General features: G+C 61.5%; 16 protein-coding genes. 6 read left to right on the top strand and 10 right to left on the bottom strand.

Features of this window, described 5'->3' with window-relative positions:
* Positions 1-28 precede the first annotated feature (28 nt).
* Together BM151_RS11445 and BM151_RS11450 are read right to left on the bottom strand one after the other, a co-directional pair.
* Positions 29-991, bottom strand: a complete 963-nt coding sequence (locus tag BM151_RS11445; protein ID WP_245781188.1) for an ABC transporter permease — start codon at positions 989-991, stop codon at positions 29-31.
* A gap of 29 nt (positions 992-1,020) precedes the next feature.
* The gene (locus BM151_RS11450) at positions 1,021-3,498 is read right to left on the bottom strand and encodes an ATP-binding cassette domain-containing protein (protein ID WP_090060855.1); all 2,478 of its coding nucleotides are present in this window, start codon (positions 3,496-3,498) and stop codon (positions 1,021-1,023) included.
* A gap of 403 nt (positions 3,499-3,901) precedes the next feature.
* Between BM151_RS11450 and BM151_RS11455 the strand changes: the two genes are divergently transcribed.
* Positions 3,902-4,657 (top strand): SDR family NAD(P)-dependent oxidoreductase, encoded by a 756-nt coding sequence (locus BM151_RS11455; protein ID WP_090060856.1) that lies wholly within the window; start codon positions 3,902-3,904, stop codon positions 4,655-4,657.
* Positions 4,658-4,668: 11 nt separating this feature from the next.
* Positions 4,669-6,378: an FAD-dependent oxidoreductase gene (locus BM151_RS11460; RefSeq protein WP_090060857.1), complete on the top strand. Its 1,710-nt coding sequence runs from the start codon at positions 4,669-4,671 to the stop codon at positions 6,376-6,378.
* Positions 6,379-6,524: 146 nt separating this feature from the next.
* Here the strand turns inward: BM151_RS11460 and BM151_RS11465 are convergent, their stop codons facing one another.
* From BM151_RS11465 to hmgA, 5 genes are all read right to left on the bottom strand, one after another.
* Positions 6,525-7,067, bottom strand: a complete 543-nt coding sequence (locus BM151_RS11465) for a VOC family protein (protein ID WP_090060858.1) — start codon at positions 7,065-7,067, stop codon at positions 6,525-6,527.
* A 258-nt stretch (positions 7,068-7,325) separates the two neighbouring features.
* On the bottom strand, positions 7,326-8,276 hold the full coding sequence (locus tag BM151_RS11470) for an MBL fold metallo-hydrolase (RefSeq protein ID WP_090060859.1): 951 nt from the start codon (positions 8,274-8,276) through the stop codon (positions 7,326-7,328).
* Between the two features lie 20 nt (positions 8,277-8,296).
* The gene (fahA, locus tag BM151_RS11475; RefSeq protein WP_090061141.1) at positions 8,297-9,544 is read right to left on the bottom strand and encodes a fumarylacetoacetase; all 1,248 of its coding nucleotides are present in this window, start codon (positions 9,542-9,544) and stop codon (positions 8,297-8,299) included.
* A 27-nt stretch (positions 9,545-9,571) separates the two neighbouring features.
* The gene (gene maiA / locus BM151_RS11480) at positions 9,572-10,201 is read right to left on the bottom strand and encodes a maleylacetoacetate isomerase (RefSeq protein ID WP_090060860.1); all 630 of its coding nucleotides are present in this window, start codon (positions 10,199-10,201) and stop codon (positions 9,572-9,574) included.
* Positions 10,198-11,553, bottom strand: a complete 1,356-nt coding sequence (gene hmgA, locus BM151_RS11485; protein ID WP_090060861.1) for a homogentisate 1,2-dioxygenase — start codon at positions 11,551-11,553, stop codon at positions 10,198-10,200. Before hmgA ends, maiA begins: the two co-directional genes overlap by 4 nt.
* A 210-nt stretch (positions 11,554-11,763) precedes the next feature.
* On the opposite strand from hmgA, the gene BM151_RS11490 reads away from it, so the two are divergent.
* Positions 11,764-12,264 (top strand): MarR family winged helix-turn-helix transcriptional regulator, encoded by a 501-nt coding sequence (locus BM151_RS11490; protein WP_090060862.1) that lies wholly within the window; start codon positions 11,764-11,766, stop codon positions 12,262-12,264.
* 59 nt (positions 12,265-12,323) lie between these two features.
* Here the strand turns inward: BM151_RS11490 and BM151_RS11495 are convergent, their stop codons facing one another.
* The 3 genes from BM151_RS11495 to BM151_RS11505 form a co-directional block, all read right to left on the bottom strand.
* Complete coding sequence (locus BM151_RS11495; RefSeq protein ID WP_090060863.1) at positions 12,324-13,832, bottom strand: aldehyde dehydrogenase family protein; 1,509 nt, start codon at positions 13,830-13,832, stop codon at positions 12,324-12,326.
* Positions 13,833-13,911: 79 nt separating this feature from the next.
* Positions 13,912-15,012, bottom strand: coding sequence for a substrate-binding domain-containing protein (locus BM151_RS11500; protein WP_090060864.1), 1,101 nt, complete (start codon positions 15,010-15,012; stop codon positions 13,912-13,914).
* 112 nt (positions 15,013-15,124) lie between these two features.
* Positions 15,125-16,711 carry a GMC family oxidoreductase gene (locus BM151_RS11505; RefSeq protein WP_090060865.1) on the bottom strand — a complete coding sequence of 529 codons (1,587 nt, stop codon included), beginning with the start codon at positions 16,709-16,711 and terminating at the stop codon, positions 15,125-15,127.
* A gap of 464 nt (positions 16,712-17,175) precedes the next feature.
* On the opposite strand from BM151_RS11505, the gene BM151_RS11510 reads away from it, so the two are divergent.
* From BM151_RS11510 to BM151_RS11520, 3 genes are all read left to right on the top strand, one after another.
* Positions 17,176-17,964, top strand: a complete 789-nt coding sequence (locus BM151_RS11510) for an IclR family transcriptional regulator (protein ID WP_090060866.1) — start codon at positions 17,176-17,178, stop codon at positions 17,962-17,964.
* Positions 17,961-18,776 (top strand): IclR family transcriptional regulator, encoded by an 816-nt coding sequence (locus BM151_RS11515; protein WP_090060867.1) that lies wholly within the window; start codon positions 17,961-17,963, stop codon positions 18,774-18,776. Before BM151_RS11510 ends, BM151_RS11515 begins: the two co-directional genes overlap by 4 nt.
* 348 nt (positions 18,777-19,124) lie before the next feature.
* Complete coding sequence (locus BM151_RS11520) at positions 19,125-20,168, top strand: TRAP transporter substrate-binding protein (protein WP_090060868.1); 1,044 nt, start codon at positions 19,125-19,127, stop codon at positions 20,166-20,168.
* Positions 20,169-20,266: the final 98 nt, after the last annotated feature.

Genomic DNA, 20,266 nt, shown 5'->3' on the forward strand with positions numbered 1-20,266 from the left:
GAACAGGGGAGCGGACGGCCCGCTGGGATCACGGCCGACCGAAATACTCGGGGATATGACGCACCGCGACAGCAATGATAATGGCCAGCGCCTGCACGAGGAGCTGCACGGAGGTTCCCGCACCGAGCGCGAGCACCATCTGGCCAAGCTGGGTCATGAAGAGGGCGGCGACACCGCTGGCGATCACGCTGCCGCGCCCGCCGTTAAAGGGCGTGCCGCCGACCACCACCGCCGCGATGGCAGGCAGGAGGTAATCGACACCGGCGGTTTGCGAAGCAGAGCCGATGAAACCAGTGAAGAGCATGCCCGCGACGGCGAAACACAGCGAAGCGATGGCATAGGTCGCCACCTGATAGCGCAGGATCGGGATACCCGCCGCCGTCGCCGCCGCCGGATTGGCGCCCACCGCGACAAAGCGACGGCCCGGGATGGTGCGCTTGGTCACGATGCTGATCACGATAATGAAAAGCATGGCGAGAATGAGCGTCATCGGCACACCGAAGAGCTTCGCATGCGAGAACTCGGCCAGCTCGGCAGGCGCGGTCATCGGGCTACCGCCGGACACGGCGCGCACGGCCCCCATCAGGATGGCATTCGTTGCCAGCGTCGTCACGATCGGCGTGATGTTGAGTTTCGCCACCAGCAAACCGTTGACGATGCCGATACCCAAGGCGATGGCCAGCGTCAGCGGCACCGCCAGAAGTGTCGAACCGGTGGTAAACCCGATCTGGGCGAACAACAGGCCGGCGATGGTCATCATGCCCGGCAGGGACATATCGAGACCGCGTTGCTGGATCACGATGGTCATGCCCACCGCCGTGATCGCGAGGATCGCGGCAAACGGCAGCATCGAACTGATCGCGGCAGGGCGCACAACGCCCGGCGCAACAAAGCTGCACAGGATGAAAAGCGCAATCGTCCCACCCCAGATCCACGAAAATTCATTGAAGACCGTGGACTTGATCTGTTGGCCAAAGCTGGGCTGGGTCATGGTTTTTCTTTCTGTCGTCAGGGTCATGGTCATGCCTGCACCACTTTCTCACGGCTCTTCGAGTAGAGCGCCACGGAGGCGAGGATGAGGAACCCGAGGAGATATTGCTGCCATTCCTGACTCAGGCGCAGGAAGACGGTGACCGAGTTCACCTGGGTGATGAAAATCGCGCCTAGAAGTGCGCCGATGAAGGACCCGCGCCCGCCAAAGAGGCTGGCGCCCCCGATCACCACCGCCGCGATGGAGCCCAGCGTGTAGCTGATGCCAGCGCGCGGATCGCCGATGCCGACCTGTGCGAACATGGTGATGGCGGCGAGACCGGCAAAGATCGAACAGCCGACATAGGCAATCAGGCGCACCATGACCGGACGAATCCCGGCGGTGCGCGCCGCTTCCTGACGCGACCCGAGACCGCGCATCGAAACGCCGAGGCTACGCCGGAACAGCACATATTCCATGACCAGCGCCAGCACGACAGCGGCGATGAAGGTCACGGGCACGATGCCCACCTTGGTGTTCAGCGCGTTCATCAACTGACCGTCCAGCATGCCTCCGGGCACCGGACGCAGGAACAGGGACACCGCCTGAACCGCCATGAAGGTTGCGAGCGTGGCCACCATCGGGTGCAACCGCAGCCCCTCGACCAGCAGCCAGTTCACAAAGCCGACCACGGCCGCCACGACCAGCACGAGCATCCAGCCCAAGGCCTGATCCCCGCCCGCCGCGCCCGAGAGCAGGAAGAACGAGGCGACCACCTGCACCAGCCCCATCGTGGGCCCGACCGACAGGTCGATGCCACTGACGAGCATCAGGAATTGCTGGCCATAGGCGACGATCGCCAAAGTTGCAGCAAGCGTCATCATGTTCGAAAGGCTGCGCGGCGAGAGGTAGTACGGGTTCCACGCCCCGGCCACGGCGCCCAAGAGCGCAATCGCGAGGCCGACCATGATCAACGGCGCGCTGTTGCCCGCGGCCCATTTCCAGAAGGCGCCCAAGGATTTGTGATGCTTGTCACGCTGCTCGGTGGATTTGAGCACCGAGGCGGTGATGTTGTCCTCGGTCACACGATCGCCTGTGAGCATTTCCACCACGCGCCCGCGCGAGAAAATCGCCACATGATCGGACAGCCCGGCGACCTCCTGTTGGTCCGAAGACACGAGGATGACGGCGACACCGGCGCGGGCCGCCTCGCGGATCACGCGGTAAATCTCCGCCCGCGCGCCAACATCGACGCCCTGGGTCGGTTCATCGACCAAAAGCACTTTCGGCTTCATCGCCAGAACACTCGAGAGCACAACCTTTTGCTGATTGCCGCCAGAGAGCGACTGGATCGGGGTTTCGCCGTTCGGCGTCTTCACCGCGAATTGCCTGATCGCCTCGCGGGTCCGCCCCTGCTCAACACGGCTGCTGACCAGGCCCAGACGGGTGTCCTCATGCGCGCTGCGGATCGAGAAATTCTCGCGGATCGACAGTTCGGGAAAAATCCCCTCGCGATGGCGATCACCCGGCAGGTAGCTGATGCCAAGCGCCTTGGCGCCCTGGCTCGACCGGATCTGGATGTCCTTGCCGCTGAGCGTCAGATGGCCATGGCCGCGATGGATGCCCGCAAGCGCGCGCATGAATTCGCGTTGCCCGTTGGCGTCGATCCCGGCAAGGCCGAGGATCTCGCCCGCCCGCACCTGAAGCGAGACATTGGAGAACCCCGGACCGGAGAACTCCTGCGTCGCCAGAACCGTTTCGTGATGACCGGGGGTGGCCTTGTCGGGGAAGGTCCGGTCGAGATCGCCACCGACGATCAGAGAAACGATCTGATCTTCGTTCAACTCGCGGGCGGGATAGGTCCCCTGCCCCTCACCGTCGCGCAGCACCGTCAGACGGTCGGCGATGGCCTGCACTTCGCGAATGCGGTGCGAAATATAGACCACAGAGGCACCCCGCGCCGTCACCTTACGCACGCGATCAAAGAGACGTTTGACGTCCTCGGTCGCGAGGTGTTCGGTTGGCTCGTCGAGCACAAGAACCTTCGGCTCACATTCCAGCGCCTTGACGATTTCGACGATGAACCGCTGTTCCGGGTTCAGCGTCGTGATGTGATCGCGCGGGTCGATGGAGACATCGTCGCTCCAATGCAAAAGCAGCTTGCGCGCCCAGTCATTGAGCCCCGACAGGGAGGGTCTGCGCGCATGGGGCAGGCCGAGATAAAGGTTTTCCGCCACCGACAGATCCGGCATCAAGGCGGGTTCCTGGCGCACAATCGCCAGACCCAGCTCACGCGCCAGATCCGGGTCCGCCGACACTTCAGTGCCGTCGATGCGCACCGTGCCTTCGGTCGCCTGCAAGGCCCCGGAAGCGACGCCCATCAGCGTGGATTTGCCCGCGCCGTTTTCCCCGACCAACCCGTGCACCTCACCCGCCCGAACGTCGAACGTGATCTCGTGCAGCGCGCGAACGCCCGGGAAATGCTTGGAAACGCCCTGCATCTCCAGCAAAAGCTTCTCGCTTTGCATAAATTTCCTCCCCTGTACGTGACGCCCGAATGCGTGCCACGCGCCCTGCTCGCCGATGCGAGAGGGTCGCCCAAGCGAGCCGGTGCGTCTTCTCCTTCCGAAGGTGTTCCACGACTGGCGTGATCACCAAATTCTCCTCCCTTAAAATTTCCCTATAGCAAATAGATTTGTCAATATAATATAGCATGTGGAATGATATTTTCGCCGAATACAGAGAATTATTCTTAGGAATCAGGCCTTTAATTTCCCCAAAACAGCTTTGCCTATGATCATGTTGCGCCCGCAAAGAGAGTTTTTACTTGGCATCATGCATAAATTTGCTTAAATCAAACTTATTCGCTATTTCCAAATATGAGATTCTGCGAGGAGCAGAGCCTGTTTGGACAACCTTTAGGGAGGGATCATGGAGGGAATCACAGGAGCGGTTGCCGTCGTCACCGGCGCGGCGCAGGGCAATGGGCGCGCCATTGCTCTTGGGCTCGCGGGCCAGGGCGCCAAAGTTATCGCATGCGACATTCAACAAGAGGCCGTTGCCAAAGTGGCCCAGGAGATTGTTGATGCCGGCGGAGAGGCCATCGGCGTCGCACTCGACATCACAGATCGCGCGAGCTGTCAGGCCGCCGCCGAGGCGACCCGCGCCGCCTTTGGTGCCCCTGCGTCGATCCTGATCAACAACGCGGGCATTATTCGCCGCACCCTGCCGGACAGCGACACGTTCGAGGCCGACTGGGACGCCGTGATGAATGTCAACGCAACCGGCCAGATCAACATGGTGCAGGCACTCCGGACCCAGCTCATCGAGAGCAAGGGCCGCATCGTCAACCTCGGCTCGATCATGTCGGTGGCGGCCAACCCGGGCCTCGTCGCCTATGCCGCCTCGAAAGGCGCCGTGCTGCAGATGACCCGCGCCCTGGCCCATGATCTGGCCGAGCACGGCATTCGCGTGAATGCGCTCGCGCCCGGCGTCATCGAGACCCCGATGACCGTCGCCACCCGCGACAACCCCGAAGCCATCGGCCGCTTCATGGCGCATACGCCCATGAAACGTCCGGGCAAACCCGAAGAACTCGTCGGACCGGTGCTGTTTCTCGCTTCTGACGCATCCAGCTACGTGACCGGGGCATTGCTGCCGGTCGACGGCGGCTATCTCGCCGCCTAACGGAGGACCCCATGAAACATCAAGAAGTAGATGTCCTTGTCGTCGGCTCTGGCGCCGGCGGACTTTCCACCGCCGTCTCTGCGGCCCATCGCGGTCTCAAGGTGATCGTGGCCGAAAAGGAATCCGTCTTTGGCGGCACCACGGCGCGCTCCGGCGGCTGGAGCTGGATTCCCAACAACGCCCCCGGCAAACGCGCGGGCGTCGAGGACAGCGTGGACAAGGCCCGCGCCTATCTCAAGCACGAAACCGGCGATCATTACGATTCCGCCAAGGTCGAAGCCTTCCTCGAAGCCGGCCCGAAAGCTGTCGATTTCTTTGAAAACAAGACCGCGCTGCAATTCGATCTCGGCCCGACATTCTCGGATTATCACCCGACGGCCCCCGGCGGCCTCGACGGCGGTCGCTCGATCGTGGCCCGGCCTTTTGATGGGCGCGATCTTGGCAAGGAAATCAAACGCCTGCGTCCGCCCCTTCGCGAAATCACCGTGCTCGGCATGATGATCGGCTCGGGCAAGGAATTGCTGCATTTCTTCAACGTAACGCGTTCGCCGATCTCGGCCCTGTTCGTCACCGGGCTGGTGGCGAAATTCGCCCGCGACGTGACCTTTCACGGCCGCTCCATGCGTCTGATGAACGGCAACGCCCTGATCGCGCGTCTGGCGAAATCCTGTTTCGACAAGAATGTGCCGATCTGGACCTCTTCACCGGTGAAATCGCTTCTGCGCAATGACGACGGCAGCATCAAAGGCGCCATCGTGAACCGCCCCGACGGTCCGGTGGAGATCATCGCCCGCAAGGGTGTGGTTCTGGCCGCGGGCGGCTTTCCGCAGGATGCCGTGCGCCGCAAGGAGCTTATGCCGCATGCGCCCTCGGGCCACGAACACGTTTCCCCCGCCCCTCCGGGCAACACCGGCGACGGGCTGCGTCTGGCGGAAAGCGCCGGCGCGTCGATCAAGACCGACCTGCCGAACTCCGCCGCCTGGGTGCCGGTCTCACGCCCGCCGATGGGCAACGGACTTTTGGGCACCTTCCCGCATTTCGTGGACCGCTCCAAACCGGGTGTGATCGCCGTGACCCGCTCGGGCAAACGCTTCGTAAACGAGGCGCAGAGCTATCACGACTTCTGTCAGGCCATGGTCAAGCGGTGTCGCGAAGAGGATGGCCCCGACGGCGAGCTGGCCGCGTGGTTCGTCGCGGATCACCGCACCTTCCGCAAATACGGTCTCGGTTTCGCGAAACCCGCGCCGGTGCCCTATAAATCGCTGATCAAACAGGGCTATCTGATCCAGGGCAAGACCATCCGTGATCTGGCCGAACAGATCGGTGCCGATCCGGCGCAGATGGAGCGCACGGTGGCCGAGTTCAACAAACATGCCGTCAAAGGCGAGGACCCGGAGTTCGGCAAGGGCTCGACCGCTTACAACCGCTCACTCGGCGACCCGGATCACAAGCCGAACCCCTGCGTGGCGCCGGTCAAAAAGGGCCCGTTCTACGCGGTGCGCCTCTATGTCGGCGATCTCGGCACTTTTGCAGGCATGAAGACCAACGAGTACAGCCAGGTGCTCAGCGAAGACGGCAAGCCCATCGGTGGCCTTTATGCGGCTGGCAACGATGCGGCCTCGATCATGGGTGGCAACTACCCGGGTGGCGGCATCACCCTCGGGCCGGCTCTGACCTTTGGCTATATCGCGGCACGCCATATGGCCGGCGCGAACAGCTGACGCCGCCAAGCTACCTCCCACAAAGCCCCGCCGAAGACATTCGGCGGGGCTTTTTTTGTGTTCTGCACGTCGCCAGGGCAAACACGGGAACAAAAAACAGGCGCAGTCTCCCGCGCCTGTATGCTCCGCACAAAGCTATCTGAAGCTCAACTGTCTTCAAATTCCTTGGCATGCAACCAGTCGGCATGTTTCGGCGCTTTCTTGGTCTTGCTCCATTCTTCGAGCATGTCCCATTTCACCGCATCGAGACGTTCGAGGTTCTTGTCCTGCTCCGGGTTCGGCGCCGCCAATTCGACACGATGGCCGTTCGGGTCGAAGAAATAGATCGAGTCAAAGATCGTATGATCCGTGACCCCCAGAACCTCGACGCCGTTGGCTTCGAGATGCTCCTTGAACTCGACCAACGTGTCGCGATCCTTCACCTGGAAGGCGATGTGCTGCACCCAGATCGGCGTGTTCTCGTCGCGGCCCATTTCCGGCTTCGTCGGCAGTTCGAAAAACGCGAGGATATTACCGTCGCCCGCATCGAGGAAAAGGTGCATATAGGGGTCCGGCTCGTGGGTCGAGGGCACCTGGTCCTCGGCGATGGCGAGGATGAAATCCATATTCAGCATCTTGGTGTAGAATTCGACCGTCTCCTTGGCGTCTTTACAGCGGTAGGCGACGTGGTGAATGCGTTCGACTTTCATGGTCCGATCTCCATTAGTTGCATATGCAACTAATTTACAGAAGCGCCCCGTCGCCCCATTTGACACAGATCAATTTGCCAAAAATAAATCAGTTCGCATTTAGCAAATAAAAAACGGCACCCCGGCCCGGGATGCCGTTAGAAATTTTGTTAAAACAGGCGGTTCTGGAAGGGCCTGCCGACGATGTCGCCCCCCCCCCTTACCCAGAGCTCCGCCCACTCGGCGCTCGGACCGTCCACAGGACGGTCCAGTCACACCTCAGCCCTGAAGCTCTTCCCACATCTCGCGGTCGCGCTCTGCGGTCCAGACGCGCGGCGTGTCGATGCCACGCGCTTCGTCATAGGCGCGCGCGACGTTGAACGGCAGGCAGTGCTCGTAGATCGCGTAATCGCCGAACTTCTCGTCACAAGAGGCGCGCACAGCATCCCAAGCCTCTTTCAGAGAGCCGCCGCGCGCCACGATCCGGGCGACAGGTGCATAGGTGCTGTCGACGAAATCGCGGGTTGCGGCAATCGCCTTGCTCACCATCTCTTCGCCAACCAGCGCGTCGCCACGGCCCGGCGCGATGCTCTTCGGCTTATAGGCCGCGATGGCGTCGAGCGTGCCACCCCAGTCGCCGAAATGCCCGTCGCCGCAGTAGCAGGCCGAGTGATATTCGACGATGTCACCGGTGAACATCACCTCCTGATCCGGCACCCAGATCACCGCATCGCCCGCCGTATGCGCACGGCCCAGCGTCATGATATCGACCCGGCGTTTGCCGAGGTACACGGTCATCTTGTCACGAAACGTCGTGGTCGGACGCGTCAGGCCGGGGATTTCCTCATGGCCCTGAAACAGGCGCGGGAAGCGACCGAACTCGCTGTCCCAGTCTTCCTGACCGCGCTCTTCGACCATCCCGGCGGCTTTTTCCGACATGATGATCTCGCGCGCGCCATAGGCGCTGGCGCCCAGCACCCGCACGGCATGATAGTGGGTCAGAACAACGTGGCTGATCGGTTTATCGGTGACCGTGCGGACACACTCGATCACCTTGCGGGCGAGACGCGGCGTGGCCTGGGCCTCGACAATCATCACGCTCTCGTCGCCGATGATGACGCCGGTGTTCGGATCCCCCTCGGCGGTGAAGGCATAAAGCCCCTCACCCACCTCGGTGAAGCTCACCGTTTTTTCTTCCAAGTCACCTTGGCTTGCGAATGCTTTCGCCATGTATTTTACTCCTAATGTTTTCAGTGCGTTATCGGACGAGCCGGTTTCAATGTGCCGATACAGTCGCCAAAGCCGATCTGATATCCGTCGCCATGGGCCGCGCCCGTGAGCGTCAGTGTGTCGCCATCCTCGATGAAGCTGCGAGTCTCGCCGGTGTCGAGCGTCAGCGGCTCCTTGCCGCCCCAGCTCAGTTCCAACAAAGAGCCACGGTTGCCCTTTTCCGGCCCGGAAATCGTCCCGGAGCCCAAGAGATCGCCCACCCGCATCGGGCAGCCCGAGGTGGTGTGATGCGTGAGCTGCTGCGCGGCGGAATAGTACATCTCATTGTAATTCGTGCGGCTGATGACCGTCGGCGCCTTGCCTGCAGGGGCCATCGTCACCTCGAGATCGATGTCATAGAGCATCGGTTCCGGTTCCTTGAGATAGTCGAGCAGCGGCACGTCGCGATCCGGCCCGGAGGTGCGGAACGGCTCCAATGCGGCAGCGGTGACGATCCACGGGCTGATGGTGGTCGCGGTGGCTTTCGCCTGGAACGGCCCGAGCGGCTGATATTCCCAGGCCTGAATGTCGCGCGCCGACCAGTCGTTCAGCAGGACATAGCCGAAGATCGCGTCATAGGCCTCGGAAATGGAAATCGGACCGGTCGAGGGCGTGCCGACGATGGCGCCCATTTCCAGTTCGATATCAAAGCGTTGCGAGGGGCCGAAGCGCGGCATCTCGTCGTTCGGGCCTTTGAGCTGACCGTTCGGACGCACCACCGGCGTGCCGGAGAGCACCACAGACGAGGCGCGGCCGTTATAGCCGATCGGAATGTGCAGCCAGTTCGGCGGCAGGGCGTTTTCCGGGCCACGGAACATGGTGCCGACGTTGAACGCATGGTGACGCCCGGCGTAGAAATCGGTGTATTCCGTGACGTTGAACGGCATGTGCAGCGTGGCATCTTTCTGCGCCACGAGATGCGCTTTGAGGCGGCTCTCGGCCGCCGCGCCTTCGGCCAAAAGCCCGGTCAACTCGGCGCGCAAACGATCCCAGGCAGGCTTGCCCAGCGCCATGAACGCATTCCAGCTCCCGGTCTTGAGCGTCCCGTCAAAGCCCAGCACACCGGCCTCTTCGAGCGCCGCGAGATCGAGGATCATCTCGCCGATAGCCGTGCCACAGCGGGGCGCACCGCCTTGGATCGAGAACGCGCCATAGGGCAGGTTGTTGAGCGGGAATGGGCTGTCGGCGCTGTTCGCGCTGTCGACCCAGGAGCGTTTCAAGTCAGTCATTTCAAGTCCTTCGTCCATTTTCGGCCGTCAATTTGCGTCGGGCTGCGCCTCGGGGCGTGCCGCGGCAAAAGCAGGAAGCGCGAGGCAGCGCGCTTCGATCTCGGTGAGACGCGCGAAGGGCGTCAGATCCGCCCCCCAACGATGCGCGTTGTAAAGCTGTGGCACGAGGCAGATGTCCGCGAGCCCCGGCGTGTCGCCAAAGCAGAACGGCGTGTCGGGCCGGATCAGCGCCGCGAAAGCCGCGAAGCCCTGCTCCATCCAGTCGTTCATCCAGGCGACGGTCTCGTCCTGACTGTGGCCCATCTGTTTGAGCCTTTGCACGACCCGCAGGTTGTTGACCGGATGCACATCCGTCGCCAGTCCCAAAGCCGCCGCCTGTACCAAGGCGCGCTCAAACGGGTCGTCGGGCAAAAGCGCCGGCTCCGGGTAGGTCCGGTCCAGCCACTCCAAAATGGCCATGGATTGCGTCAACACGCGCCCATCGTCCAGAACCAGCGTCGGCACCCCACGCGCAGGATTGAGCGTGGCGTAACCCTCCGCCCGTTGCTCCCCCGCGACGAGGTTGACGGGGATCGGCTCGTATCCGACCCCCTTCAGATTGAGCGCGATCCTGATCCGGTAGGAGGTCGTCGAGCGCCAGTAGGTGTAGAGCTTCATTTCGTCCCCGGCGTGCCGTCGAACTTCTTCTCGAGACTGTCCCAACAGTCGATGTAATCGTCCTGGAGCGGCGCCTCCTTGCCCGCGAATTCGGTCAGATGCTGCGGGAAGCGGGTCTCGAACATGAAGGACATCGTGTTCTCGAGCTTCTCCGGCCCGAGGTTCGAATTCGACGCGCCTTCAAAGGCGTTCTTATCCGGCCCATGCGGCAGCATCATGTTGTGGAGCGACATGCCCCCCGGCACAAAGCCTTGCGGCTTGGCGTCATACTGACCGTAGATGTTGCCCATCAGCTCGGACATGATGTTCTTGTGGTACCACGGCGGGCGGAAGGTGTTCTCGGCCACCATCCAGCGGTCGCGGAACAGAACAAAGTCGATATTCGCGGTCCCCGGCACCCCAGACGGCGCGGTCAACACGGTGAAGATCGACGGGTCCGGGTGATCGAACAGGATCGCGCCGACCGGGCAATAGGTCCGCAGATCGTATTTGTAGGGCGCGTAGTTGCCATGCCAGGCGACCACGTCGAGCGGGCTTTGCGCGATCTTCGTTTCGTGGAACTGGCCGCACCATTTGATGGTCAGCGTCGAGGGCACTTCGCGATCTTCATAGGCCGCCACCGGTGCCTTGAAGTCACGCGGGTTCGCGAGCGCGTTGGCGCCGATGGGCCCGCGCGCGGGAAGCTCGAATTTCTGACCGTAGTTCTCGCAGACAAAGCCACGGCACGGCCCTTCGAGCACCTCGACGCGGTAGACAAGACCGCGCGGAAGGATAGCGATTTCCTTGGGCTCGAGATCAATGATCCCAAGCTCGGTGGCAAAGCGCATCTTGCCCTCTTGCGGCACCACCAACAACTCGCTGTCGGCGGAGTAGAAATAGGCATCTTCCATCGACTTGGTGACGAGGTAGACATGCGCGGCCATGCCGACCTGGGTGTTCACATCGCCCGCCGTGGTCATCGTGCGCATCCCTGTGAGCCAGGTCAGCTCTTCGCCGGTCTGCTCCACCGGGTCCCAGCGGTACTGCCCCAAGGAGGTCACATCCCCCAGAACATGCGGCGCAGATTTCCAGTAGGGCAGATCGATCCGCTCATAACGCGCGGAATGTTTCACCGACGGGCGGATACGGTAGGTCCAGGTGCGTTCGGGCGGGTTGGCGGTAAAGGCCGTGCCGGAAAGCTGTTCGCCATAGAGCCCGTAGTTGCACTTCTGCGGGCTGTTCATCCCCTGTGGCAAAGCGTTTGGTAACGCCTCGGTTTCGAAGTCGTTGCCAAAGCCCGGCATGTAACCTTCATGGGTCCCGGTCGTGCTGGTGGCGCGGATCATGCCTTTAGGCAAATCAAATGCAGTCATGGTCAGATTCCCTGTTCAGCGTCTTCTCGTATCTCATCACAAAAACGTTGCACACGCAACTAATTCGACGAATAAATTCTCCATAGACGAATTTAATTCATATTTTTGGCAGACTCCCCGGATTGCCTCACCCGTCGTTCTTTTGCACTTGCGCCCACCGCCCGGATCAAAACACTAGGGGCATCCCTCCGATGTCAGACAGGCGACGCAGTGACCTCATCAAGCCCCACACAGACCTCCGCATCCTCCGAGACCGAAGCCCGTTTCGAGCTCGAAACCTTCCTGCCCTTTCTTCTCAACAAGGCGGCGGAGGCGACCAGCCAGGCGTTTCAACCGGCCTATCGCGAGGGCTATGGCCTGTCGCGCATTCAGTGGCGCGTCCTCGCCATCACCGGTCGCTATGGCGCCATCACCGCGCGCGACATCTGTGCCATCGCGCATGAGGAAAAGAGCAAGGTCAGCCGCGCCGTCAGCACCCTCACAGAGGCGGGTCATCTCACCAAGACACTCGGCGAGACGGACAAACGCACCGAAGTGCTCGCGCTGACCGAAAATGGCACCGCGCTCTTCGAGGCGCTTGGCCAATCTGCCCTGCAATTCGACCGCGACCTGAAAGCCGCACTCACTCCGGAGAAAGAAGCGCAGTTTCGTGCACTCCTGTCCGATCTGGAAGCTGCATTGGCGGCGCGCGCGGGACGGCAGGACAGCTAGCTCACGCCCCGCGCACCCCTGCCACATCACGGCGCCCCCCGAAGAGGCGCCGCGGCAGATCAGCCGAGATTGACCGCCACCGATTTGGTTTCGGTGTACATCTCGATCGCGTCCTTCCCCATTTCACGCCCCCAGCCGGACTGTTTGTAGCCGCCCCAGGGCATGTTGGCGTCGCTCTGGTTGTGGGTGTTGATCCAGACAATCCCGGCCCGGATCCGCGCCGCGAATTTATGCGCACGCGACAGGTCCCTGGTCCAGATCGACGCGCCCAGACCGTATTCGGTGTTGTTCGCCTCGCGGGCTAGGTCCTCGATATTGTCATCGCTGAATTTCATCGCACTGATGACCGGGCCGAAGATTTCCTGTTTGTAGACCGTCATATCGGGCGTCACATCACGCAGAAGCGTCGGCTTGAGGAAATAGCCCGCCCCGTCAGCTTTGCCGCCGGTGACAACCTTGGCACCCTCGGCGACCCCGGCGTCGAGCAGGCCGGTCACGCGGGTGTATTGCTTCTCCGAAACAATCGGCCCCATGTTGGTCTCAGCATCGAGGCCGTGACCGAGCTTGAGCTTCTCGGAATAGGCCGCAACACCTTGGAGCACCGCCTCATAGACGTCCTCGTGGATGTAGAGGCGCGAACCGGCGGTGCAGGCCTGACCGCTGTTGAGGAACACGGCTTCGGCGACGCCCGGAATGGCGGTTTCCAGATCGGCATCGGGGAACACAAACACCGGGCTCTTGCCCCCCAGCTCGAGGCTGACGCGTTTGAGATTGCCGGCGGAGGCGCGCACGATGGCCTGCCCGGTGGCGGTGGAGCCGGTAAAGCCGATCTTGTCGACATCGTTGTGATCGACCAGCGCGGAACCCACACGACCATCGCCGGTGACAATGTTGACCACGCCATCGGGAATGCCAGCCTTGCGGCAAATCTCGACAAAGCGCATGGCGGAGAGCGGCGTGTCTTCGGCGGGTTTGACGATGACGGTGCAGCCGGCGGCCAGCGCCGGCGCCAGTTTCCACGCCAGCATCAGGAACGGGACGTTCCACGGCAGGATTTGCGCCACCACACCCACAGGCTCGCGAGTGGTGTAAACATGCCAGTCGCCGTCCATGTTGACCGGCAGGGTCGCGCCATCGATCTTGTTGGCCCAACCTGCGAAGTAACGGAAATGATCCGCGCCAAGGCTGATATAGAAATTCTTGACGATACCGTAAGGCGAGCCTTCGTCGAGCACGTCGAGCTCGGCCAGTTCGACCGAGGCCTCGTCGATCAGCTCAGCCACCCGCCACAGAATCTTCATCCGCTCATTGGGTTTGAGGCCCGACCAGCGGCCGTCGTCAAAGGCGGTGCGCGCGGCGGCGACAGCCAGATCGACATCGGCGGCGGTGGCGTCGGCGACATTCGAAATCACCTGACCCGTGGCCGGATCGACAACATCGCGCCGCCCGCCTTCAACCGCATCGCGGCTCTCACCACCAATGAAAAGCTGGTGCTTCTGGCCGAGGAACGTGCGGGTTTCCCCGCTGACATGATCCAGGACCGCGTCCATAGAGAAAGGTTTGTTCATTTCGTGTCTAGCTCCAAAAGAGAGGGTGACCCGATCGCAAAAGGATCGGGTCTTTGGGTGTGCTCAGACCGCCAAGGGCTTAGCGGTTGAAGAGAGAAAAGAGTTTCTCTTCATCCATCAGAGAGGACAGATCCGCGTCCGGCGGGGCGATGTCCGAACATTTCGGCACAATGTTCTGGGTGCTGTCGGCGTAGACATAGGGCACCACGCCAAGCGGCTCGTCCCATTCGATGCCATTATGCGCAGCAAGAGCGGCGCGCAGCGCAAAGCGCACGTCGCCGGTCGACCCATCGACCGCGAGGTAAGGCCATGCGGTGCCATCTTCGAGGCCGGCATTGTAGAGACAGCTCAGCTCATTGCTGGTCGCGATGGTCGCCATGGCCGGCACTTCGACGCCCGCCTGGTTGAAAGCCTTGATCGTCGCCAGCGTGGTCACACCAAAGTCCGACGCGATGCCGTCGATGGTGTCGCCATACTTGGCGATGAGACCGGCCGCCGCCTTTTGCGCATCCGCCGGGTTCCAGTTGGTGGAGATGAAATCATCGTCCAGCAACTTGAGACCCGGATGGTTGGCGAGACCCTCTTTGAAGCCTTTGAGGAAGGAACTGGAAGAGGACGCGCCCGGAGGCCCACCGAGCATCAGCACATTACCTTCGCCATCGAGCGCCTTGGCCATCCATTCGGCATATTGATTGCCGATCGCGATCGAGTCCTGATACGGGTTCACGGCGTAATCCACACCATCCGTACCGGGAAGATCGGTGAAATAGGGCACCATGGTCGTGCCATTGCCATTGGCCATGCGGTAGGTCGGCATCGCCGCCTCGCCGAAATCGGTGAAGGCAAGGATGATCTCATAGCCCTGCGTCGCATAGCCGTTGATCGCCGCATTATAGGTCTGTTGGTCGCCGCCGGCATCCGTGTGGTCCTCGGCCGTCACATTCGGGCATTTCGAGGCTTCGTCCTGAAGTTCGGCAAAGGTGATCTTGCGCCAGGTGTCGCCGCCCCAGCCATCGACCAGCGCCACGCGGATCGGATCGGACCCGCAAAGCTCGGTGATATCGCCACCCTGATCGACGCGGATCGTGTCTTGTGCCATCGCCATCGAGCCCAAAAGCGCGACAGCCGCAGCCGTCCCGGCCAGGCGCGCAAATTGCGTAAACTTGGTTGTGCGGGTCATGATTTCCTCCCTAGACCTACAGTATGATGCTGTATTCTTGCCCCTCACCTGCGGGTCTCATGCCCGCATCAGGTGAGAGGTATTCTTGAGGCCTTTGACGGGCCTTTTTGTCTCAGGCCGCAGCCAGGATCATGTCGGATGCTTTTTCCGCGATCATGATCGTCGGCGCATTGGTGTTGCCGCTGGTCAGCGTCGGCATGACCGAGGCATCGACCACGCGCAGGCCGCTCAGCCCGTGCACGCGCAGCTCGTCATCGACCACCGCCATATCGTCGGAGCCCATCTTGCAGGTGCCGACCGGGTGGTAGACGCTGTTGCAATCGCTGCGGATATAGTCGTCGAGCTCGGCATCCGACTGCATGTTGACACCGGGCGCATATTCTTCGCCGCGGATCGCGTCGAACGCCGGCTGCGCGATGATCTCGCGGTGCATCCGAAGCGCATCGCGCAGCACCCGCAGATCGTCCGGCACCGACAGGAAGTTCGGGTCGAGCTCCGGCAGCTGGAACGGATCGGCGGATTTCGCCATCACCGTGCCACGGCTCTGCGGGCGGGAGATGTTGAAATACGGCATGCAGCCTTCGACATTGATGATCTCACGACCGTGGTCGCGGTACATGATGTTGTTGAAGTGGGTCTGTACATCCGGCGCAACGAGGTCTTCGCGCGTCTTAAGAAAGGACATGACCTCCACACCATGACCGGCGACCGGGCCTTTGCCGGTGGTGTAATATTGCAGGAGCGCAATCGCCGCGGCGTAGGGTTTGGTCTGGCCCAGAAGCGACACCGGTTTCGACAGGCCTTGTTTCACCGTGCCCGCAAGGTGGTCCTGGAGGTTGCGCCCGACACCCGGAAGTTCATGTACCGTGTTGACGCCGATGCGGCTCAGGTGCTCGGGATCGCCGATGCCGGAGATCTGGAGCAGATGCGGCGAGTTGAACGCGCCGCCGCAGAGGATGACCTCTTTATCCGCATAGATCGTCTTTTTCTGGCGGCCTTGGACGAATTCGACACCAACCGCGCGCCCGCCCTTGACGATGATGCGGGACGCCATCGCCTTGGTGTAGAAGGTCAGGTTTTTGCGCTTCTTGATCGGGGTGATGTAACAGCGCGAGACGCTCGAACGAATGCCGTCGCGCACGGTGCCGTCACAGGGACCGACGCCGTATTGTTCGCCGCCGTTCAGATCCTCATTATAAGGAATCCCCATCTGGATGCAGGCATCGCGATAGGCGACGCAGGGCTCGGCCTCGATCGGGTTGCGCGTGGTGGCCAGCGGACCGTCATAGCCGTGGACCTCCTCATCGCCGCCGCCGCCCCAGTTCTCGGCCCGGCGGAAATACGGCAGGATGCTTTCGTAATCCCAACCCTTGTTGCCCATTTGCGCCCAATGGTCGTAATCCGTGCGGTGGCCGCGGGTGTAGATCATGCCGTTGACCGTGGTACAGCCACCGATACTTTTCGCGCGCGGCACGAACATCACCCGGTTGTTCACGTGTTTTTGCGGCACCGTATGATAGCCCCAATCGAGCTGCAGCGTCTGCATCAGACGGAAATAGCCCATCGGCATATGAATCCAGGGGCTTTTGTCCCAATCGCCGGCCTCGATGACGGCCACTTCAACATTCGGATCTTCGCTCAAACGATTGGTGAGCACCCCGCCGCCGGAGCCGGCGCCAATAATAATATAGTCGGGCATGAAACTGCCTCCTCCACCTTGGCGCCTCTCTCAGACACCAGCCTTCCCTTGCGTCCAGGCACCACAGCGCCCAGCGTCCTCCACATTAGGTTTGTCATGTGCTAATTGTTTAGTCAATCATAAATTATTTTCGCGCAAGATATCCCGCACTCACACCGGACCAAAATCGCTCCTGCAGCGGCCCTCTCTCCGACTTCAAATCCCCTATACGGGGTAAGAACTCGGAGCGAATCGCATGAAACCCGCTCAACGAAGCAGAGAAAAACGTTCTGGTATTGGAGGCAAAAACCATGGAAATCCGGAGACTTGCCGCGCGTGCAAAGGTCCAATTGAGAGCCTTTTAGCGCCGTGATACACACAGGTGTCTTGCGCGATTGAGCTTCGTCGAATTAGACTAATACATATGCAAATATCAAACTTATGCCCAAGATAGGGGCAAACAATAAGAGCGGGAGGGCTCTGGTATGGCCGAGGGTTCGAGGGGTATCCAGTCCGTAGAGGTGAGCGGCCGCATCCTGCGCGCTTTCGTGAAAACCGCCGAGCCGATGATGCTCAAGGATCTGGCCGAGCTGGCGGATCTCAAACCCGCGCAATGCCACGCCTATCTGACCAGCTTGAAAAATGTCGGGCTGGTCCATCAGGACTGGGCCACCGGCCATTATTCTCCCGGCCCGTTTGCACTGCGCCTCGGTGTCAGCTGGCTCAGAGGCAATCCGCAAACCGCCCGCGCCATCGAAGGGCTCAAGGCGCTGACCGAGACCTTCGGGGTGATGTCACTCATCACTGTCTGGGGCGAGCTCGGGCCCACCATCGTGCACACCTATGCCGGGCTGACCCAAGCCACATTGAACCTCAGGCAGGGGTCGATCTTTTCCGTCACAGGCACCGCGGCAGGACGGCTGTTCGCCGCCTATGGCACCGCCCCGCAAATCATGGAACTGGCCGAATCGGAGATTGCACGGACATCACAGAATCAGGCGATCGGCGAACACATCAACCGTGACGCTTTCGCAGAGCGGCTCAAGGAAGTGCGCGAGCGGGGCTACGCCCTTGCCGAAAGGCGGCCAATCCCCGGGATCAACGCCATTGGCGTACCTGTATTTTCGGAAACGGGAGAGCTGGCCTTTACCATCTCCCTGATCGGCAAGGCGGAAGCCCTTGCCACGGACCCGAACTCCGAAGCGCTTGCCGGCCTGCGCGCCCTGGCCGGGCAGCTCACCCCCGAGAACATCAATAAAGAGGTAATCGCATGAGCCTTGCCACCACGAAACGTCGCGGCGCCGAGCACAAATCCGAGGGTCGGGGCGTCCAGTCCATCGAGCTTGGCTCGCGCCTTTTGCAGGCGCTCTGCCAGGAAGCCGAGCCAATGATGCTCAAAGACCTCGCCAAGGTGGCAGGCTTTGCCCCGGCACAGGCACATGCCTATCTCGTCAGTTACAAAAAGATCGGTTTTGTCGAACAACACCCGGAAACCGGACGCTATTCGCTCGGCCCCTTTGCAGTGGACCTCGGCCTCACCGCCATGCACACCACCGACCCGATGGAACTCGCGCATGACACGGTCCAGGAACTCTCCGCCGCGACCTCGCTCAACGTGGCGCTGGTCGTCTGGGGGTCGTTTGGCCCGACCGTCGTCCAGGTTCAGGAAAGCGGCAGCCAGATCAACATGAACACCCGCCCCGGCACAGTCTATTCCATGTCCGGAACGGCAAGCGGCCTCGTCTTCTCCGCCTTCTTGCCGGAAAAAGAGGTGAAGGACTCCGTGGCACGGGAAAAGCGCGACCCGTCAGGTTCTGGTCGCGTTGGCGTCTCACGATTCGTTCCACGGCGCGAAATCGAACAAATTCGCGAACAGGGATTCGCGACGGTGGACCCCCCGCCCGTTCCCGGTATTCACGCCTATTCCGCACCGGTTTTTGACCATACCGGCCAAATCGTCTTGGCCATCACCATCATCGGCCAGGATCACTACCTCGAACCGAGCGCAGAGTCGGATTTCATCCCTGCTCTCCTTGAGGCAACCCGGACGCTTTCGGTCAATCTGGGACATCGAATCACCTCCTGATCCCAGCGCTTCTCAAAGGCGGAGCCACTGCGACACGGGCTTGCCGCCAACGGGAAGCAAAAGGTCGAGCGCGCCCGGAGCCGCCGTACAGATCAGATCGGACCCGTCTTTTTAGACAAGACTCCGCACACCGCGCGCGTCACACCACGCGCTCACAACTTCATGTACAACCACGGTTTTGGGACATTCGGCCGCAGAGCCGCCGCTTGACATTGCGGCTTTAGGCGCGCCGAAAACTGGCGCCCACGCAATTAACTCATTGCAAGCTTGTTTGCCATTAACTAACCTTAAAGCCAGGGAACGCGGATCGGAGGAGACCGCCCCGAAACGCAATGGGAGGAACCATCAATGAATTTCATCAAGACAGTCGTCGCAGCGACTTTGGCGGCGGGCCTGACGGCCGGCGCAGCCAGCGCCGACACCTATGAGCTGCAAAGCACCTTTGGCCTGAACGTTCCGTCGATCGGCCCGAGCCCGCAAAACTTCGCCCGCATGGTCTCGGCCATGACGGACGGGGAGGTCGAAATCAACGTGCATGGCGCAGGCGATTTCGTACCGCCCTTCGAAGTGTTCGGCGCCGTCAGTTCCGGCGCGCTCGACATGGGGTTCGACTGGAGCGGCTATTGGAGCCAGCAAATCCCGGTCGCCAACATCGTCGGCTCGATGCCCTTCGGCCCCTCGCCCGAGATCGCGCTTGGCTGGATGTATTACGGCGGCGGTCAGGAGATCATCCAGAAAGCCTATGACCCGTTCAACGTGCATTTCCTGCCCTGCCACCTGGTGATCGCCGAAGCGGGTGGATGGTTCAACAAGGAGATTACCAGCCTCGACGACTTCCAGGGTCTCAACATGCGCATCGCGGGCCTTGGCGGGCTGGCGCTGGCGAAACTCGGCGCCAACACGCAAACGGTGCCGGCGGGCGAGATCTATCTCAGCTTGGAGACCGGTCGCCTCGACGCCGCCGAGTTTTCCGCCCCCTCGCTTGATGTCGGCATGGGCTTTCAGCGCGTGGCGAAATACTACTATTTCCCCGGCTGGCAACAGCAATCCGCCTGGGATTCGATCATCGTGAACAAGGCGGTCTGGGACGATCTGGGCGAAGAAAACCAGACGATCATGGAGGACGCCTGCCGCGCCAACATCGCCTTTAACCTCGCCGATCAGGTGAACACCCAGGCCCCGGCGATCGCGCAGATCCGCGAAGCCGGTGCGGAAGTGCGCCGTTTCCCCGATGAGGTGCTCGTCGGTCTGCGCAAAGCCGCCTACGAGGTGATGGATGAGCAAGCCGCGAAAGACCCGCTCTTTGCCGAGGCTCTGGAATCGCTCAAAGCCTACATGGTGAGCGTGGGCGAATGGCCCGAGCTCCAGAACTTTCCGCCCGCAAGCGAATAAGCTCTGACGAAATTTCGGAGGGCACCAAGACCTGAGCGCCCTCCGCACCGCATCGCCAAACGCGCCAAAAGACGCGTAGGATGCAACGTTACGCACAA

The organism is Celeribacter neptunius, from assembly GCF_900113955.1.
Taxonomy (GTDB): domain Bacteria; phylum Pseudomonadota; class Alphaproteobacteria; order Rhodobacterales; family Rhodobacteraceae; genus Celeribacter; species Celeribacter neptunius.

Excerpts from the sequence above, each read along its gene's own strand:
- BM151_RS11445 (WP_245781188.1), bottom strand. The coding sequence starts at position 991 with ATGACCCAGCCCAGCTTTGGCCAACAGATCAAGTCCACGGTCTTCAAT.
- BM151_RS11450 (WP_090060855.1), bottom strand. The coding sequence starts at position 3,498 with ATGCAAAGCGAGAAGCTTTTGCTGGAGATGCAGGGCGTTTCCAAGCAT.
- BM151_RS11455 (WP_090060856.1), top strand. The coding sequence starts at position 3,902 with ATGGAGGGAATCACAGGAGCGGTTGCCGTCGTCACCGGCGCGGCGCAG.
- BM151_RS11460 (WP_090060857.1), top strand. The coding sequence starts at position 4,669 with ATGAAACATCAAGAAGTAGATGTCCTTGTCGTCGGCTCTGGCGCCGGC.
- BM151_RS11465 (WP_090060858.1), bottom strand. The coding sequence starts at position 7,067 with ATGAAAGTCGAACGCATTCACCACGTCGCCTACCGCTGTAAAGACGCC.
- BM151_RS11470 (WP_090060859.1), bottom strand. The coding sequence starts at position 8,276 with ATGGCGAAAGCATTCGCAAGCCAAGGTGACTTGGAAGAAAAAACGGTG.
- fahA (WP_090061141.1), bottom strand. The coding sequence starts at position 9,544 with ATGACTGACTTGAAACGCTCCTGGGTCGACAGCGCGAACAGCGCCGAC.
- maiA (WP_090060860.1), bottom strand. The coding sequence starts at position 10,201 with ATGAAGCTCTACACCTACTGGCGCTCGACGACCTCCTACCGGATCAGG.
- hmgA (WP_090060861.1), bottom strand. The coding sequence starts at position 11,553 with ATGACTGCATTTGATTTGCCTAAAGGCATGATCCGCGCCACCAGCACG.
- BM151_RS11495 (WP_090060863.1), bottom strand. The coding sequence starts at position 13,832 with ATGAACAAACCTTTCTCTATGGACGCGGTCCTGGATCATGTCAGCGGG.
- BM151_RS11500 (WP_090060864.1), bottom strand. The coding sequence starts at position 15,012 with ATGACCCGCACAACCAAGTTTACGCAATTTGCGCGCCTGGCCGGGACG.
- BM151_RS11505 (WP_090060865.1), bottom strand. The coding sequence starts at position 16,711 with ATGCCCGACTATATTATTATTGGCGCCGGCTCCGGCGGCGGGGTGCTC.
- BM151_RS11510 (WP_090060866.1), top strand. The coding sequence starts at position 17,176 with ATGGCCGAGGGTTCGAGGGGTATCCAGTCCGTAGAGGTGAGCGGCCGC.
- BM151_RS11515 (WP_090060867.1), top strand. The coding sequence starts at position 17,961 with ATGAGCCTTGCCACCACGAAACGTCGCGGCGCCGAGCACAAATCCGAG.
- BM151_RS11520 (WP_090060868.1), top strand. The coding sequence starts at position 19,125 with ATGAATTTCATCAAGACAGTCGTCGCAGCGACTTTGGCGGCGGGCCTG.